Origin of the sequence: Citrobacter sp. ANG330 (assembly GCF_047467925.1) — a bacterium.
Classification (GTDB): Bacteria; Pseudomonadota; Gammaproteobacteria; order Enterobacterales; family Enterobacteriaceae; genus Citrobacter_A; species Citrobacter_A amalonaticus_G.
The window spans coordinates 214,875-230,652 of record NZ_JASJUI010000003.1 but is presented as its reverse complement, the minus strand read 5'-3'; the positions used below and the strand labels follow the sequence as shown (position 1 = coordinate 230,652).

At 54.3% G+C, this 15,778-nt stretch carries 12 protein-coding genes and 1 tRNA gene; 4 read left to right on the top strand and 9 right to left on the bottom strand.

What is annotated here, in order from left to right:
- Positions 1–31: 31 nt before the first annotated feature.
- Entirely contained in the window at positions 32–1,657 is a 1,626-nt protein-coding gene (gene yqeB, locus QNN88_RS09405) for a selenium-dependent molybdenum cofactor biosynthesis protein YqeB (RefSeq protein ID WP_414239985.1), read from the top strand.
- 101 nt (positions 1,658–1,758) lie between these two features.
- Here yqeB and arcC read toward each other — a convergent pair whose 3' ends face one another.
- Genes arcC through ygeW form a run of 5 tightly spaced genes read right to left on the bottom strand, consistent with a single transcriptional unit; the run spans position 1,759 to position 7,869 of the window.
- Positions 1,759–2,691 carry a carbamate kinase gene (gene arcC, locus QNN88_RS09400; protein ID WP_414239984.1) on the bottom strand — a complete coding sequence of 311 codons (933 nt, stop codon included), beginning with the start codon at positions 2,689–2,691 and terminating at the stop codon, positions 1,759–1,761.
- A gap of 13 nt (positions 2,692–2,704) precedes the next feature.
- Entirely contained in the window at positions 2,705–4,111 is a 1,407-nt protein-coding gene (hydA, locus tag QNN88_RS09395) for a dihydropyrimidinase (protein ID WP_414239983.1), read from the bottom strand.
- Positions 4,112–4,159: 48 nt separating this feature from the next.
- Positions 4,160–5,371: a YgeY family selenium metabolism-linked hydrolase gene (locus QNN88_RS09390; protein WP_414239982.1), complete on the bottom strand. Its 1,212-nt coding sequence runs from the start codon at positions 5,369–5,371 to the stop codon at positions 4,160–4,162.
- 58 nt (positions 5,372–5,429) lie between these two features.
- Positions 5,430–6,626, bottom strand: a complete 1,197-nt coding sequence (gene dpaL, locus QNN88_RS09385) for a diaminopropionate ammonia-lyase (RefSeq protein WP_414239981.1) — start codon at positions 6,624–6,626, stop codon at positions 5,430–5,432.
- A 55-nt stretch (positions 6,627–6,681) separates the two neighbouring features.
- Positions 6,682–7,869, bottom strand: a complete 1,188-nt coding sequence (gene ygeW / locus QNN88_RS09380) for a knotted carbamoyltransferase YgeW (protein ID WP_414239980.1) — start codon at positions 7,867–7,869, stop codon at positions 6,682–6,684.
- Between the two features lie 468 nt (positions 7,870–8,337).
- Between ygeW and QNN88_RS09375 the strand changes: the two genes are divergently transcribed.
- Entirely contained in the window at positions 8,338–10,116 is a 1,779-nt protein-coding gene (locus QNN88_RS09375) for a sigma 54-interacting transcriptional regulator (protein WP_414239979.1), read from the top strand.
- Positions 10,117–10,199: 83 nt separating this feature from the next.
- Here the strand turns inward: QNN88_RS09375 and xdhC are convergent, their stop codons facing one another.
- The 3 genes from xdhC to xdhA are packed head-to-tail and all read right to left on the bottom strand — an operon-like array spanning position 10,200 to position 13,862.
- A complete protein-coding gene (xdhC, locus tag QNN88_RS09370; protein WP_414239978.1) occupies positions 10,200–10,679 on the bottom strand; it encodes a xanthine dehydrogenase iron sulfur-binding subunit XdhC in 480 nt (159 codons plus the stop codon).
- Positions 10,676–11,554: a xanthine dehydrogenase FAD-binding subunit XdhB gene (xdhB, locus tag QNN88_RS09365; RefSeq protein ID WP_414239977.1), complete on the bottom strand. Its 879-nt coding sequence runs from the start codon at positions 11,552–11,554 to the stop codon at positions 10,676–10,678. The genes xdhC and xdhB overlap by 4 nt, the downstream gene beginning before the upstream one ends.
- A 10-nt stretch (positions 11,555–11,564) precedes the next feature.
- On the bottom strand, positions 11,565–13,862 hold the full coding sequence (gene xdhA / locus QNN88_RS09360) for a xanthine dehydrogenase molybdenum-binding subunit XdhA (protein ID WP_414239976.1): 2,298 nt from the start codon (positions 13,860–13,862) through the stop codon (positions 11,565–11,567).
- 316 nt (positions 13,863–14,178) lie between these two features.
- Between xdhA and actS the strand changes: the two genes are divergently transcribed.
- Positions 14,179–14,916, top strand: a complete 738-nt coding sequence (gene actS, locus QNN88_RS09355; RefSeq protein WP_414239975.1) for an amidase activator ActS — start codon at positions 14,179–14,181, stop codon at positions 14,914–14,916.
- 79 nt (positions 14,917–14,995) lie between these two features.
- Positions 14,996–15,069, top strand: a tRNA-Gly gene (locus QNN88_RS09350).
- Between the two features lie 113 nt (positions 15,070–15,182).
- On the opposite strand, the gene QNN88_RS09345 is transcribed toward QNN88_RS09350, so the two are convergent.
- Positions 15,183–15,629, bottom strand: coding sequence for a glyoxalase (locus QNN88_RS09345; RefSeq protein WP_414239974.1), 447 nt, complete (start codon positions 15,627–15,629; stop codon positions 15,183–15,185).
- Between the last annotated feature and the right edge of the window lie 149 nt (positions 15,630–15,778).

Sequence of the window (15,778 nt, the reverse complement as noted above, 5' to 3'; positions counted from 1 at the left end):
GGTTACTGAAAGGATATCCATTGAGGTCTGTATGAATATTTTCACAGAGGCTGCAAAACTTGAAGAGCAAAACCGCCCCTTTGCGCTGGCGCAAATTGTCGATAGCCGGGGTTCCACGCCCCGCCATTCGGCACAGATGCTGGTTCATCAGGATGGGTCTATCGTCGGGACTATCGGCGGAGGCATGGTGGAGCGCAAGGTGATCGATGAGGCGCTGCTGGCGTTACAGGAGAGAAAGCCGCGCATGTTTCATGGCCGGATGGCCCGCAACGGCGCGGATGCCGTCGGCTCGGATTGCGGCGGCGCGATGTCGGTTTTCATCAGCGTGCACGGCCTGCGCCCGCGACTGGTGTTAATCGGCGGCGGGCATGTGAACCGGGCGATTGCCCAGAGTGCGGCGCTGTTAGGGTTTGATATTGCGGTGGCGGATGTGTATCGCGAGAGCGTCAATCCGGACGCTTTTCCTCCCTCGGTGCAATTGTTACATGCCGATTCCTTTACTGCGGCAGTGGATGCGCTGGCGATCCGTCCGGACAACTTTGTGCTTATCGCGACGAACAATCAGGATCGGGAAGCGCTGGACAAATTGATCGAGCAGCCTGTCGCGTGGTTGGGTTTGCTGGCAAGCCGTCGCAAAGTGCAGCTGTTTATGCGTCAGTTGCGGGAGAAGGGCGTCGGTGAAGAGCACATTGCCCGCCTGCATGCGCCGGTGGGTTACAACATTGGCGCCGAAACCCCGCAGGAGATTGCCATCAGCGTACTGGCGGAGATCTTACAGGTCAAAAATAATGCGCCAGGCGGGCTGATGATGCGCGCCGCGCATCCGTCCGGCCATCAGCGGGTGGTGATTCGTGGCGCGGGAGATATCGCCAGCGGCGTGGCGCTGCGACTGTTCCATGCCGGTTTCAAAGTGATCATGCTGGAAGTGGAAAAACCAACCGTCATTCGCCGCAGCGTTGCGTTCGCACAGGCAGTCTTTGATGGCGAAATGATCGTGGAAGGTGTGACGGCCCGGCTGGCCACCTCGTCGGCCGAAGCAGCGGCGTTAGCCGAACGTGGTTTTATCCCGATTCTGGTCGATCCCGCAGGTTCGCTGATTGACGCACTGAAACCCGTCTGCGTGGTGGATGCGATTCTGGCAAAACAAAATCTGGGGACGCGCAAAGATATGGCTCCCGTGACCATTGCGCTGGGCCCTGGGTTTACTGCGGGCGAAGACTGTCATGCAGTGATTGAAACGAATCGTGGGCACTGGCTGGGACAGGTGATTTACGCCGGTTGCGCGCAGGAAAATACCGGGATACCTGGCAATATCATGGGGCATACCGCACGACGGGTGATTCGTGCACCCGCCGCAGGCATCATGCGCGCCAGAGTAAAATTAGGCGATCTGGTGGAAGAGGGAGAGGTGATTGCCTGGATTGGCGAAACCGAAATCAAGGCACCGCTGTCGGGGATGGTGCGCGGCCTGTTGAGCGACGGGCTGGCGGTGGTGGGCGGCTTTAAGATCGGCGATATCGACCCACGCGGCGAGACGGCCGATTTTACCAGCGTCTCCGATAAGGCGAGAGCGATAGGCGGCGGGGTACTGGAAGCGCTGATGATGCTGATGCATCAGGGAGTAAAGTCAACGAATGAGGTGCTTGAAGTGGCGTAATGCGAATGGCCGGATAGCGCCGCCTTATCCGGCCTACCCGAACCAGTCAGGCCGGGCGAGCGAAGCTCCCCCGGCGAATGCGGTGAATAAAACACATCAGACTACTGGCAGATAACCGTTCCGGTTTTTCCCTCAATCCCTTCTTTCGCTTTACTGAGCACCGTAATCAGGGCTTCCCGACCGGGACGAGAGCGGGCGAACGACGCTGCGGCCTCTACTTTTGGCAACATGGAACCTTTGGCGAAATGCCCCTCGCGGATAAAGCGTTCCGCGTCTCTTAGGGACAGGCGATCCAGCCATTGCTCATTTTCTTTACCGAAGTTAATGGCCACTTTTTCGACCGCCGTCAGGATGATGAGCATATCCGCGTCGATCATCTCTGCCAGGCGGGCACTGGCCCAGTCTTTGTCGATCACCGCGCTGGCACCCCGCAGATGGTTGCCTTCGCGAATCACCGGAATACCGCCTCCGCCCACGGTAATGACCACCTGACCGGCATCTACCAGCGCGTTGACGGTCTCTTTCTCAATGATGTCCACTGGCTTAGGCGAAGCCACGACACGACGATAACCGCGACCGGCGTCTTCTTTGAGCGTATAGCCTTGTTTTTCTAACTGTTCCGCTTCCTGCTGTGTGAAGAATGAACCGATGGGTTTGGTGGGGTTCAGGAACGCAGGATCGTTAGCGTCGACCTCTACCTGCGTCACCAGCGTGGCGACAGGTTTGTGCATTCCGCGTGAGAGTAACTCTTCGCGCAGTGCGTTTTGCAGATCGTAGCCGATATAGCCCTGGCTTAATGCCACGCAGACGGACATCGGCAGCATGGGAGAGTGCGCTTCTGTTTTGGCCGCCGCTTCAAATGCCTGGTTGATCATCCCCACCTGCGGCCCATTCCCGTGGGTCACGATAACCTCATGGCCCTGCGCAATGAGATCCACAATGGCCTGTGCCGTGATTTTTACGGCCTGCATCTGTCCGGCCAGATCTTCTCCCAGCGCGTTACCACCCAGCGCGAGAACAATTTTCTTGCTCATTTTTCCTCACTTATCATACACAGTTGTCTGTTTCACCCACGCCGGGCGGGGTAAAAGGCTTACGTCGTAAGAAGCGGCCCCGGCCTGCTTTTCCTGTAAAAACGCCATCACAGAAGATCGTTTCGCCACGCGACAGTGTTCTGACAATCGCACCCTGACAGCGAACCCCCTCCCAGGGCGAATAATCGGCGTTATCGTGCAACTGTGCGTGATGGATAACCTGGCTTTGGCGGGGATCGATAATCACGACATCGCCATCGGCACCTGGGGCCAGTTGTCCCTTCTGCGGCCACAGGCCGAATAACCTGGCGGGCATCGTACTGGTTAGCGCGACAAAACGTTCAGGGGTTATTCGCCCGCTCATTACACCTTCAGAAAAGAGCAGTTGCAGGCGGTTTTCCACGCCGGGTAAACCATTCGGGCAGCGGCTAAAATCGCCGCCGGAGATCTGCTGGCGCTGCGCCATTGAGAAGGTGCAGTGGTCAGTCGCCACGACGTCAATGGCGCCGTCACTGATGCCGCACCAGAGCTTGTCCTGCTCACGTACATTGCGTAACGGCGGACTGAGAATGAAGTTCAGGCCATCTTCCGCGTCATAACGGCGTTCATCCAGCAGCAGATATTGCGGGCAAGTCTCTATCCACACGGGCTGATGATTTGCTTTCGCCAGGCGTAAATAGTCCAGCCCCAGACCATTGGATAAGTGGACGATATACAATGGCGCGTTTCCCGCTAACTGCGCGAGGTTAATCATCCTGGCGATGGCTTCTGCTTCACATTCCAGCGGTCTGCTCAGGGCGTGATAGCGTGGCGACGTTAAGCCAGCGGCAATAAATTCGGCCCGTTTACTGGCGATGGCGGCATCGTTTTCCGGGTGGACGGTGGTCAGCGCGCCGGACTTGTGCAGACGGCGCAGCACCTGCAAGGTTTCATCATCGTTGAGTTTGTACTGGTAGGTCAGATAGAGCTTGAAGCTGCTAATGCCTTCTTCCACCATCGCCGGGATCTCGTCAAGGATGGCATGATTGACGTGTTGAATGACCCCGTGAAAGCTGTAGTCGATTGCCGCTTTATGTGCGGCGTACCCCTGATAGACTTCCAGTTGATGGTGTAAGCGACAGCCTGACGGGCCAAAGCCCATATGGTCAATAATGGTTGTTGTACCGCCACACGCCGCTGCGCGGGTACCGGTAAAAAAATCATCACAGCTACGGGCGAGTCCGGTGTCGATATTGAAATGCGTATGCACATCCACGCCGCCAGGGAAAACGTAGTATCCCGCAGCGTCAATCACTTCACACGAGGGGGGCGGTGTAATCTCTGCGTCCAGTTGACGAACAATGCCGCTCTCAATCAGCAGATCCTGTTTAGCCTGTCCGTCGGCGTTAACGACAATGCCATTTTTAATCAATACGCGCATAGCACACTCCAGAAATCCCCCGGTAAACCGGGGGAGACAGATGGATGGTTATTTCATTGCCAGCCAGGACAGTGGAATGGCAGCGTACATTGCGGCGCAGGTCACCAGATGTGATTTCCAGGTTTTTTCGTTTGGCGCGTGGGCTTCGGGTTCTTTACCCGGACCAAAACCGATCACCGGAATACCGTGACGTCCCATAATCGAGACGCCGTTGGTGGAGAAGGTCCACTTATCGACCACCGGCGCTTTGCCGAACAGACCTTCATAGGCATTGACCAGCGCTTTGACGGTGAAGTGATCTTCTTCCACTTTCCAGGTGGGGAAGTAGCATTCGGTCGGGTAAACCAGCCCGGTCCAGGAAGGGCGGTCATAGTTGTACATTGAGACCACCGCATTGGCTTTTTTTACAGCCGGCAGGGCGCGGATCTCTTCCAGCGCGCCTTCCCAGGTTTCACCCCAGGTCAGACGACGGTCGATGGAGACGGCGCAACTGTCTGCAACGGCGCAGCGGCTTGGCGAGGTGAAGAAGATTTCGGAAACGGTTAAGGTGCCTTTACCGAGGAATTCGTCATAAGCCAGATGTTGTGACAATTCCTGTAATTCGTTGAGAATGGGGCCCATTTTAAAAATGGCGTTATCGCCGCGTTCCGGGGCGGAACCGTGACAGCTGACCCCCTGCACATCAATGCGTATCTCCATGCGCCCGCGCTGTCCACGATAAACCTGGCAATCGGTCGGCTCGGTACTGACGACAAACTCCGGACGGATACCGGATTGCTCGATGATGTACTGCCAGCACAGACCATCACAGTCCTCTTCCTGTACCGTACCGGTGACCAGCAGCGTGTACTCATCTTCCAGACCAAGATCTTTAATGATCTTCCCGGCGTAAACCATGGACGCCATGCCGCCTTCCTGGTCAGACGTGCCGCGCCCGCCGATCAGTTCGTCGGTCTCCATCCCTTCGTACGGATCAAAATTCCAGTTGTTGATATTGCCGATACCGACCGTATCGATATGCGCGTCCATCGCGACCAGGCGCGGACCATGGCCGATGTATCCCAGAATGTTGCCCATCGGGTCGATCTCGACTTTATCGAAACCGACTTTCTCCATTTCTTGTTTGATGCGATGGATAACACGTTTTTCATCGCAGCTTTCGCTGGGAATGGCGACCATGTCGCGCAGGAAACGCGTCATGTCTTCTTTGTAGTCGTTTGCTTTTTCAAGAATCAGTTTAAAAGGAATGTGCTTAGCCATGACTTTTCTCCAGTGTTCGCTCCCGAATCTCCTGGGGAGCGTTTTCCAATAGGGGTGATTACAGTGCGACCGGATGTTTGCCTTCCCAGACCACTTCCCGGTAGTGCTTCACATCGGTATCGCCTTCGGTACTGATGACCAGCACAACGGCATCGTTATCTAACGCCAGTTTGTCCATTAGGGCCTGGCGCTGTGGGTGATGATGGACGGCAGCCAGAACGCCCAACCCTACGGCGCCGGACTCGCCGGAGATCACCCGCGGATCGCTGCCAAACGGATTGCCCAGCACGCGCATGCCCAGCGCGGCGACGCTGTCCTGGCAGGAGATAAATTGGGTGGCGCAGTTGCGCAGAATTTCCCAGCCGAGCGGGTTAGGTTCACCACAGGCCAGACCGGCCATGATGGTCGCCATATCCCCACCGACGTTGACGATGCCGCCTTTCACGCCGGAACGATAAATGCAGTCCGCTTTGTCGGGTTCGACGATAATGCTGTGCAGGTTTTGCGGACCATAGACGTCGACCAGGTAGCCCAGCACGCCGCCCGCCATGGCGCCAACGCCAGCCTGTAACAGCACGTGGGTCGGCGTCACGTCCAGGGCGCGCATTTGCTCAACGGCCTCATCGGCCAGGGTGGCGTAGCCCTGCATAATCCAGGTGGGGATTTTGGTGTAACCTTCCCAGGCGGTGTCCTGCACCACTTCCCAGCCGTTTTGTTGGGCGTGCTGCATAGTCAGACGAACGGTGTCGTCATAGTTCATGTCGGTGACGATGCACTCCGCGCCGAGGTTGAGAATGGCGTCCACGCGTTCTTGCGCTGAGCCTTTCGGCATGTAAATCACCGCATGTTGTCCGAGCTGTTGTGCCGCCCAGGCAATACCGCGACCGTGGTTACCGTCGGTGGTGGTGGCAAACGTCATTTTTTCGCCAATGGCGTTTTTGAGCTGTTCGAAAGAGAGCGTCTCAATATCAAGATGATATTTTTCACACAGCAGGCAGGCGATGGCATAAGCCCCGCCGAGCATCTTGAACGCGTTCAGTCCGAAGCGTTTTGACTCATCCTTAACGAGGATTTTCTTCACGCCAAACAGCCGGGCAAGGTCATCCAGCGCACAGAGCGGCGTTGGGCGGTAGCCCGCGATCTTTTGATGGAACTGGCGAGCCACTTTGGCCTGTTTTTGCGAAAAAAGGGGCGACGTTTCACCGTTGTAAAAGCGGTTATCGGCAATATCGATCTTCAGTGAGAAAACGGACATATCCTATCCTTTTGGCCTCCGGAAAGGAGAGCCGACCGGCAGGTCGGCTCAGGGGTTATTTCACGCGCGGTTGCGCTTCTTTCAACAACTGCTCCAGCAGTACGCCAGGCTTCGGATATTTGCGGGAGAGGATCATCGCGGCGATGATGTAGGGCTTCCAGCTGGCTTCTTTGTACGTCGCGATGCGGTATTTTTCGAATACGGCGTCGGTGACTTCCCCTTCTTTGCAGGAGACGCCGCTGATATCCGCAGGCAGACAGTGCATATACAGCGCTTCGCCGTCGCGGGTGAGTTGCATCATTTCTTCAGTGCAGTGCCAGTTTTTATGTTTCGCGTTCTGCTCAAGACACTGTCTTTCCAGCTCTTTCAGGGCCGCGTGATCGTTGGCACGCAGAAGTTCGGTACGTTCTTCCATCACTTTGTAAGGCGCCCATGACTTCGGATAGACAATGTCGGCATCTTTGAAGGCTTCTTCCATGCTGGTGACCTGGCGGAAGCTGCCGCCGGACGCGTTCGCGTTGTTTTTCGCGACTTCAATCACGTCCGGGATCAGGTCATATCCTTCCGGATGTGCCAGGGTGACGTCCATACCGAAGCGGGTCATCAGACCGATAATGCCCTGCGGTACGGAGAGGGGTTTGCCGTAGCTGGGCGAATAGGCCCAGGTCATGGCGATTTTTTTGCCTTTGAGGTTTTCCAGAGAACCGAAATGTTCACGTAACCAGGCCAGATCCGCCATTGACTGCGTTGGGTGATCGATATCGCATTGCAGGTTAACTAACGCCGGGCGCTGTGGCAGCACGCCCTGTTTGTAGCCGTCATCCAGCGCGGCGCCGACTTCACGCATATAAGCATTACCTGCACCAAGATACATGTCGTCGCGAATACCAATGGCATCTGCGCAGAAAGAGATCATATTGGCGGTTTCGCGGACGGTTTCGCCATGCGCAATTTGTGATTTTCCTTCGTCCAGATCCTGCTGAGCCAGGCCAAGCAGGTTAAGGGCGGAGGCATAAGAAAAGCGGGTGCGGGTGGAATTATCGCGGAAAACGGAAATGCCTAATCCACTATTGAAGACGTTGGTCGCGATGTTTTCACTACGCAGCATCTTCAGCGCGGCAGCGACGTCCAGGACTTGTTTCAGTTCATCCGGCGTCTGTTCCCACGTCAGTAAAAAATCCTTCTCGTGAAGGTGTGAGGTCAGCGAATTGATATCCTTTATCAGCTCATTAACAGTTTTCATTATAAGATCCTGGTAGTGGAATGACGGCAAGGGTGGCTTATTGGCGGTAATGACAAGCGGCATCACCGATATATGAGGGACTAACAATAAGCGTGCCAAAATCAGTCCACCGACGGATAAATGGAAATTCATCAGGTAATATGTGGTCCTGATCACAGATTAAAGTTATCTGTAATACGTTATGAATATACGAAAACGTTTGGCTTAATAAATATCGCAGATTGCCACTGCACGTGCTGGCAGAATAATAAATTCCAAAGGTATAAATACCGCCAGTTTGATAAACTCACCCCGCTGATTCTCATATTGATATGGAAATGTGATTTCTCTTGCATATTTTCATTATAAAATGATAAAGAGCCTGTGTTTTTATCAAAGCAAATTTTGTCTGAGTTAGTATCCTAATATTCTACGAACCATCAATGTCTTCAATGATCAATCATTTAAGTGATTCCGGAAGGTAAGACTATGGTGCTTGCAACAACGCAGTCCGTTTTGATGCAGATTCAACCTACAATTCAGCGCTTCGCCAGAATGCTTGCCAGCGTTTTGCAACTCGAAGTTGAGATCGTCGATGATAACCTCTGCCGCGTCGCGGGAACCGGCGCCTACGGGAAATACCTTGGACGTCCGTTGAGCGGTAACTCCAGACTGTTGCGCTATGTACTGGAAAGTAAAACAGAAAAGGTTGTGACGCATTCCCGCTTTGACCCGCTGTGTGAAGGTTGCGATAGCAAAGAGAATTGTCGTGAGAAGGCGTTTCTGGGGACACCGGTCATTCTGCAAGACCGCTGTGTAGGCGTGATCAGTTTGATTGCCGTAACGCATGAACAGCAAGAACATATCAATGACAACCTGCGCGAGTTTTCAGACTATGTTCGCCATATATCCACTATTTTTGTTTCAAAACTTCTCGAAGACCAGAGTGGAAGTGACAACATTAGTAAAATATTTTCGACAATGATCGAGAATATGGATCAAGGTGTGTTGGTCATTGATGAAGATAACCGCGTACAGTTCGCGAATCAAACCGCGTTAAAAATTCTTGGCGCGGCTCAGAATAATATGGTGGGAAAGTCGGTCAGGTTTCGGCCATTAACGTTTGAAAGTAATTTCACTCACGGACATATGCAGCATATCGTCTCCTGGGATGATAAAAGTGAACTGATCATTGGTCAGTTACACCAGGTGCAGGGACGGCAGTTATTCCTGATGGCCTTCCATCAGTCTCACTCCAGTTCCTCTGTATCAATTGCTACCGATGAACCGCATATTGAACAACTGGTGGGCGAATGTCGGGTTATGCGCCAGCTTAAGCGGTTGATCGGCCGTATTGCCCCCAGTCCGTCCAGCATTATGATTGTGGGGGAAAGCGGCACCGGAAAAGAGGTGGTCGCGCGCGCCATTCACAAACTCAGCGATCGACGCAATAAACCGTTTATCGCCATCAACTGCGCGGCGATACCGGAACAGTTGCTGGAAAGTGAACTGTTTGGCTATGTTAAAGGCGCATTTACCGGCGCTTCCGCCAATGGGAAAACGGGCCTGATTCAGGCGGCAAACAGTGGAACGCTATTTCTCGATGAAATTGGCGATATGCCATTGATGTTACAGGCTAAACTGCTCAGGGCGATTGAGGCGAGAGAGGTGTTGCCGCTTGGCGCGAGCAGTCCGGTTCAGGTCGACATCCGCATTATTTCAGCCACTAATCAGAATCTTGGGCAGTTTATCGCCGAAGGCAAATTCCGTGAAGATCTGTTCTATCGACTGAACGTCATCCCACTGACCCTGCCACCGCTACGTGAACGACAGGACGATATTGAGCTACTGGTACACTATTTCCTGCATCTGCATACTCGCCGTTTAGGGCTGGTCTATCCGGGGATTGCGCCGGATGTGGTGACCCTGCTCAGACACCATCAATGGCCGGGAAATTTGCGTGAATTAAGCAACCTGATGGAGTATCTGGTGAACGTGGTTCCGTCTGGCGAGGTCATCGACAGTACGCTCTTACCGCCAAACCTAATCAACAACGGTAAAGCGCCAGAGCCAACGGGGGCGGCCGCTCACGTGGCGCAGTTGCTGTCTGATGATACTGGTGGAACTGCGCTGGAGGAGATGGAAAAGCAGATGATTCGTGAAGCGCTATCCCGCCACTCCAACAAAAAACAGGTGGCGGATGAGTTAGGCATTGGGATTGCCACGCTTTATCGCAAGATCAAAAAGTACGAGTTGTTGAACGCTTAACGCAGCATGTAAACGCCTTCAGGTTGCATCAGAAGGCAAAGGCGTGAACATGCCACTTCGGAACCTGAAGGATAAGGTGCCAATTATTCCGGCTCAGTGCAGCGCTGAACGGTATCGACAATCATCTGGTAACCGGTGCAACGGCACAGATTTCCCGCCAGACCACGACGGATCTCCAGAATGGTTAATGGCTTTTTCCGCGGCGTTGCCAGCAATGCGGTAGTCGCCATAATCAGACCCGGCGTGCAAAAGCCACACTGCACGGCGCCGGATGTCGCATAAGCCATCTGAACACGCGAGAGCTGACTGCCAGCCGATTCGCCTTCCAGGGTGCGGATCTGTTTTCCTGCTGCCCACGCGGCAAGGTACAGGCAACTGTCGATGGCCATGCCGTCAACCAGCACCGTACAGGCACCGCATTCACCGACACAGCATCCCTGTTTGACGCTCAGCAACCCTTGTTCACGCAGGAGTTCAGAGAGCGGCATCCCCGGCATGATACTGAGCTGAAAAGGGTGATCATTAATAACGCATTCCAGCGTAATTCGGTTAGTGTCATTCATTGCAGCTTTCCTCCCGCCGCGACAACGGCTTCAGTAACCACTTTCCGGGTCATCGTCTGGATGAGATGTAGACGAAATTCCTTACTTGCCCGCCAGGAAGAGCGCGGGGCGACGTCCTGCAGAACGGATTCAGCGATCGCATCCAGTGTTTGCCGGGTCAATGGGGCATGTTGCGCTGCGCGCTCCGCGTGTTGACAGCGGACTGGCGTGGGAGCCGCAACGCCGAACGCCAGACGAAGTTCTTTGAAACCGGCGTCATCCAGTTGGCATCGTGCCGCACAACCAATGGTCGAAATATCCATCGCATCGCGCATGGCATATTTATAATGCGCGCTGCCTGTGCGAGCCCTGGGTTGTGGTGGGAAATGAAAGGCGACAAGGATTTCATCGTGCTCAAGAGAGACTTTTCCGGGGCCGGTGTGAAAGCCATTGATGCTGGCAAAACGTATCCCCTTCGGTGAGTGGATCTCAAGCGTGGCGTCATAGATAAGCGTGGGTGTCGCCGAGTCTGCGCTGGTTGCGCCATTACAGATATTCCCGCCATAGGTGGCGACATTGCGAATCTGCGGTCCGGCGATGGAGGCCGCTGCCGCACACAGGGCAGGCAAATGGTGTTGCGTGATGGAGTGCTCAATCATCTCGCTAAAGGTGGTGGCAGAACCGATACGCAGCCCTTCCTCTTTTGTCAGTGTTATTCCCCGCAGTTCGGCCAGGTTATGGATGTCGACGATATGACGATAACGCGCATTATGATGATGAAGCTGAATCAGAACGTCGGTTCCGCCGGCGAGCAGTTTCGCCTGCGGATAGCGCGCCAGCAGGCTGACAGCCTCGGCAATGTCTGAAGCGCGATGATAAGAAGCAAAGTCAAACATGATCATATCCTCAAATCAAACCAGCCTGGTGGAACTCGGCATACAACCGTTTTGGCGTCAGGGGCAGCGTATCAATCGCCACGCCTGTGGCCATTTTCACTGCGTTACGAATGGCTGCAGCAACCGGGATAATGGGGGGTTCGCCGAGGGATTTGTGCCCATACGCCGATTGCGGCTCCTGCGTTTCAACGAATGCGCTCTCCAGTTGCGGCAGGTCTGGCATGGTCGGCATTTTGTAATCGAGGAGATTCGGGTTACGCACCAGACCACTTTCCGCGTCGATGATCATCTCTTCAAATAGCGCCCAGCCAATGCCCATTCCCATCCCGCCATGCACCTGTCCTTCTGCCAGTTGAGGGTTCAAAATATGACCGGAATCGTGGACATTGAGGATGTGGTTAATGGTGACCTTGCACAGGGCGATATCAACGCTCAGATCGACAAACGTGCAGCCAAACGCTGGCGGGTTGGTGGTGGTTTTCACCGAGCATTCCGCAGACAACTGGCCGCCGCGCTCCGGATGATAAAACGCATCCATCGCCAGCTCTTTTAAGGACAGCAACGGTGAGTCCGGGCGATCGATAAGGACGATGTTGCCTGCTGACAGCGTCAGGCTCATGACGGACTGATGAAGCATATCGGCAGCGTGATGGAGGATCTTATCGCGCAGTTGAAGTGCCGCCTTGCGCAGTGCAGGTGCTGCGACATAGCTTTGGCGAGAGGCGAATGCGCCAGGGTCGAAGGGGGTAATGTCGGTATCCTGGGTCGAAATGACGCGTACATCGCTGACCGGTATGCCGAGGGTTTCCGCTACCATCTGTGAGAAAACGGTATCCGCCCCCTGACCGATTTCCGTCGCTCCGCTCTGTACGTTGATCGTTCCGTCTTGATTCATAAGCAGGCGAGCACCGGCGATCTCCACGCCGACCGGCCAGGTGTTGGAGGTGTAGCTGAAGCAGGCGACGCCGACGCCCCGGCGGATATTGCCCTGCTGGTGCTGATATTGCGCACGACGGGCGTCCCACTCAAACAGCGCGCGGCCTTTTTGCAGACACTCCGGGAGTCCCGCGCTGTAGATGCGTTTACCGGTGATCGGGTTCGTATCGCCTTCGCAGGCCGCATTACGCAACCGAACCTCAACCGGGTCGAGGCCCAGCGCCGTCGCGGCGTCATCCAGCATCGATTCCACGGCAAAAATCACCTGCGGCGCGCCGTAGCCGCGCATTGCGCCAGCGGAAGGGAGATTGGTGTAGCAGGTGGTAGAACGGTAAGCGTATGCGCTACGCGGATAGAGATAGGCCACTTTGTTGCCGCCCGCCGAGGCGATGGAATGCCCGTGTGAGGCGTAAGCGCCAGTATTTGACAATACATCCAGACGATAGCCTTTCAACGTGCCATCGCGATTGATCCCCATCTGCCCATCCATCGTGAACGCATGACGGGTACGGGATGCGAGAAAACACTCTTCGCGACTCAGTGAGACTTTCACCGGTATCCCTCCCAGCTTACGGGTCAGGAAGGCGGCCATGGGCTCTTCCAGCACATCCTGTTTGTTACCAAATCCGCCCCCGACGTAAGGTTTGATAACCCGCACGCATGACCACGGAATGCCCAACGCCTGGCCCACGACCCGGCGGACGATGTGCGGGATTTGAGTACTTGAGACGATGGAAATACGCGAATCATCTTCCATCCAGGCAAATGAGGTGACGCTTTCCATATGGCAATGTTGAATCACCGGCGTCTGGTAATGTCCCTGGAATTGATAATCGGCGGTCTCAATGGTTTGTTTGACATCCCCGGTGGTCATTTCACTGCAATTAAGCAAATTACCGCCAGGATGAATAGGGACAGCGTCATCCGCCAGAGCCGCTTCTGGCGTGGTAATCACCGGGAGTTTTTGCCATTCCACATTCACCAGCAGGGCGGCTTTCTCGGCGGTTAACTCGTCTCTTGCCACGACAATCGCGACTGCATCGCCATGATGGCGTACGTGACGGGTCAACAGAAAACGATCAGCGGTATCGCGTTTGTTCTCATCCAGCGTCCAGGCGTGTCCTGCCGTGGCGAAAGGAATATCCGGTACATCTTCCCAGGTAAACACAGCCAATACCCCGGGCAAGCTTTTTGCCTCGTCACAGTTGATGCTGGTGGCGTAACCGTGGGCAATCGGGCTGCGGACATATTTGGCATAACACATGCCCGCCATCATGTAATCATCAGTATATCGAGCCCGCCCGGTCACTTTAGCGATGGCATCCACGCGCATACATGACTCACCGGTAGCGGTAGCTTCCCGTGCATCCATAAACGTCCCCTTGATTTAACGGTTCCTGAACAACCGTTAAATCAGGCAAGAATTACGCCAGAAGCGCAAAGTTGTGCCGTGAGAAAAGGGAAGTGTGATGGAGATAATAATATGGCCTGTCGGGAGAGGGATCCGACCTTTGACGATGAGCACTCTGCGTATCATTATGAGTTTAATCAACTCATTGTGATACACGCTAAGCGGCAGTGATAGCGTTTATCAGGCGGTTCGTGATGGTGCTTACCGATTCAATAAATTTGGCATCCGGATTATGGCTGCTATCATATGGCGTCTGTGAATATTGCGAGGAACGGTTTTGAGCGCAGGACGCCTGAAGAAAAATAGCCTGGGTATTGCCATGCTGCTTTGCGCTGGATTGCTCATCGCGGGCTGCTCGGGGAGTAAATCATCTGATTCTGGCGCCGTTTATACCGTTAAACGGGGAGATACCCTTTACCGTATTTCACGCACAACCGGTACCAGCGTCAAAGACCTTGCGCGTCTGAACGGTATTTCGCCGCCGTATACCATTGAGGTTGGGCAAAAACTGAAGCTCGGTGGAACGAAAACGGCCTCAGCGAAACCCGCTAAAAAATCGTCCACTAAAACGGCCGCGGTCAGACCATCTTCTTCTGTGCCGCAATCGTCATGGCCGCCAGTAGGGCAGCGTTGTTGGCTATGGCCTGCCAGCGGTAAGGTGATTTTGCCTTACTCCACGGCTGATGGCGGCAACAAAGGGATCGACATTTCCGCGGCCCGTGGTACGCCAGTTTATGCCGCGGGAGCCGGGAAGGTGGTCTACGTGGGTAACCAGCTACGTGGCTACGGTAACCTCATCATGATTAAACACAGCGAAGATTACATTACCGCCTATGCCCACAATGACACCATGCTGGTAAACAACGGGCAAAGCGTGAAGGCGGGACAGAAAATCGCCACGATGGGCAGCACTGATGCGGCTTCTGTGCGGTTGCACTTCCAGATTCGCTACCGTGCGACAGCCATCGATCCGCAGCGTTATCTGCCGCCGCAGGGCAGCAAACCGAAATGCTGAAGGTGAATTAATCGCCAGTCAGCAGGACTGTCCCTTGCCAACAAGAGCGTAAGGTTTATAATGCCTTACGCACTCCAAAGCGGGCGTAGTTCAATGGTAGAACGAGAGCTTCCCAAGCTCTATACGAGGGTTCGATTCCCTTCGCCCGCTCCAAACCTTCTTCATCTCACTATTTATATAAATAGCCCTCGTATGAATTTTTAGTCGATAGCACTAAATAACGGGATCTATTTAGTGCTATTTTATTCATCTTGAAGGCGAAATTATCATTCCTTTTCCGGCGAATAGCGAAGGTCGGGAGTATTCGTCACCGCCATAATGAGCCCTTCAGGGCTGAGAAAACGGGTGACGGTCTGTCCCCAGGGTTCTTCCTGTAAACGGGTGAGCAAGGTATAGCCTTCGCGTTCCAGAATGTCGGTTGCACTGTGCATATCGGCGACTTCAATTTCAAGCCAGGCCTGAGGAACGGGTAACGTATCAGGCCATTCTTCGGTGCCAAAACACGAGAGCGCCACTTTATTCAGCGGCCAGACCGCAAAATATTTAATCCCCGGAATACGTTGTGAATGCAGATATCCCTCATAGCCATCAATGGTTTCAAGCGGCAGTCGTAATAGATCTTTGTACAAAAGCTCACTTTCTTTCGCATTCGTGGTGACAGGGCCTAGCCCGGCCATGAACAAGACTTCAATCCCTTCAGGTAGACGAGTCATCTTTACCTCCTGGTGCGCACATGATCATGCGCTGGTTTCGTTCCATTAAAATCAGCGTCGATTGCCCGGCTGCGCTAACAGCCATAAAATATCCTTCTGGATAACAGGAAGCGTACGACACAATCCAGATTTCGCGTTGTAAAAAAGGG

Bases quoted from the DNA above. Each gene is read 5' to 3' on its own strand.
- yqeB (WP_414239985.1), top strand. From the start codon at position 32: ATGAATATTTTCACAGAGGCTGCAAAACTTGAAGAGCAAAACCGCCCC.
- arcC (WP_414239984.1), bottom strand. From the start codon at position 2,691: ATGAGCAAGAAAATTGTTCTCGCGCTGGGTGGTAACGCGCTGGGAGAA.
- hydA (WP_414239983.1), bottom strand. From the start codon at position 4,111: ATGCGCGTATTGATTAAAAATGGCATTGTCGTTAACGCCGACGGACAG.
- QNN88_RS09390 (WP_414239982.1), bottom strand. From the start codon at position 5,371: ATGGCTAAGCACATTCCTTTTAAACTGATTCTTGAAAAAGCAAACGAC.
- dpaL (WP_414239981.1), bottom strand. From the start codon at position 6,626: ATGTCCGTTTTCTCACTGAAGATCGATATTGCCGATAACCGCTTTTAC.
- ygeW (WP_414239980.1), bottom strand. From the start codon at position 7,869: ATGAAAACTGTTAATGAGCTGATAAAGGATATCAATTCGCTGACCTCA.
- QNN88_RS09375 (WP_414239979.1), top strand. From the start codon at position 8,338: ATGGTGCTTGCAACAACGCAGTCCGTTTTGATGCAGATTCAACCTACA.
- xdhC (WP_414239978.1), bottom strand. From the start codon at position 10,679: ATGAATGACACTAACCGAATTACGCTGGAATGCGTTATTAATGATCAC.
- xdhB (WP_414239977.1), bottom strand. From the start codon at position 11,554: ATGTTTGACTTTGCTTCTTATCATCGCGCTTCAGACATTGCCGAGGCT.
- xdhA (WP_414239976.1), bottom strand. From the start codon at position 13,862: ATGGATGCACGGGAAGCTACCGCTACCGGTGAGTCATGTATGCGCGTG.
- QNN88_RS09345 (WP_414239974.1), bottom strand. From the start codon at position 15,629: ATGACTCGTCTACCTGAAGGGATTGAAGTCTTGTTCATGGCCGGGCTA.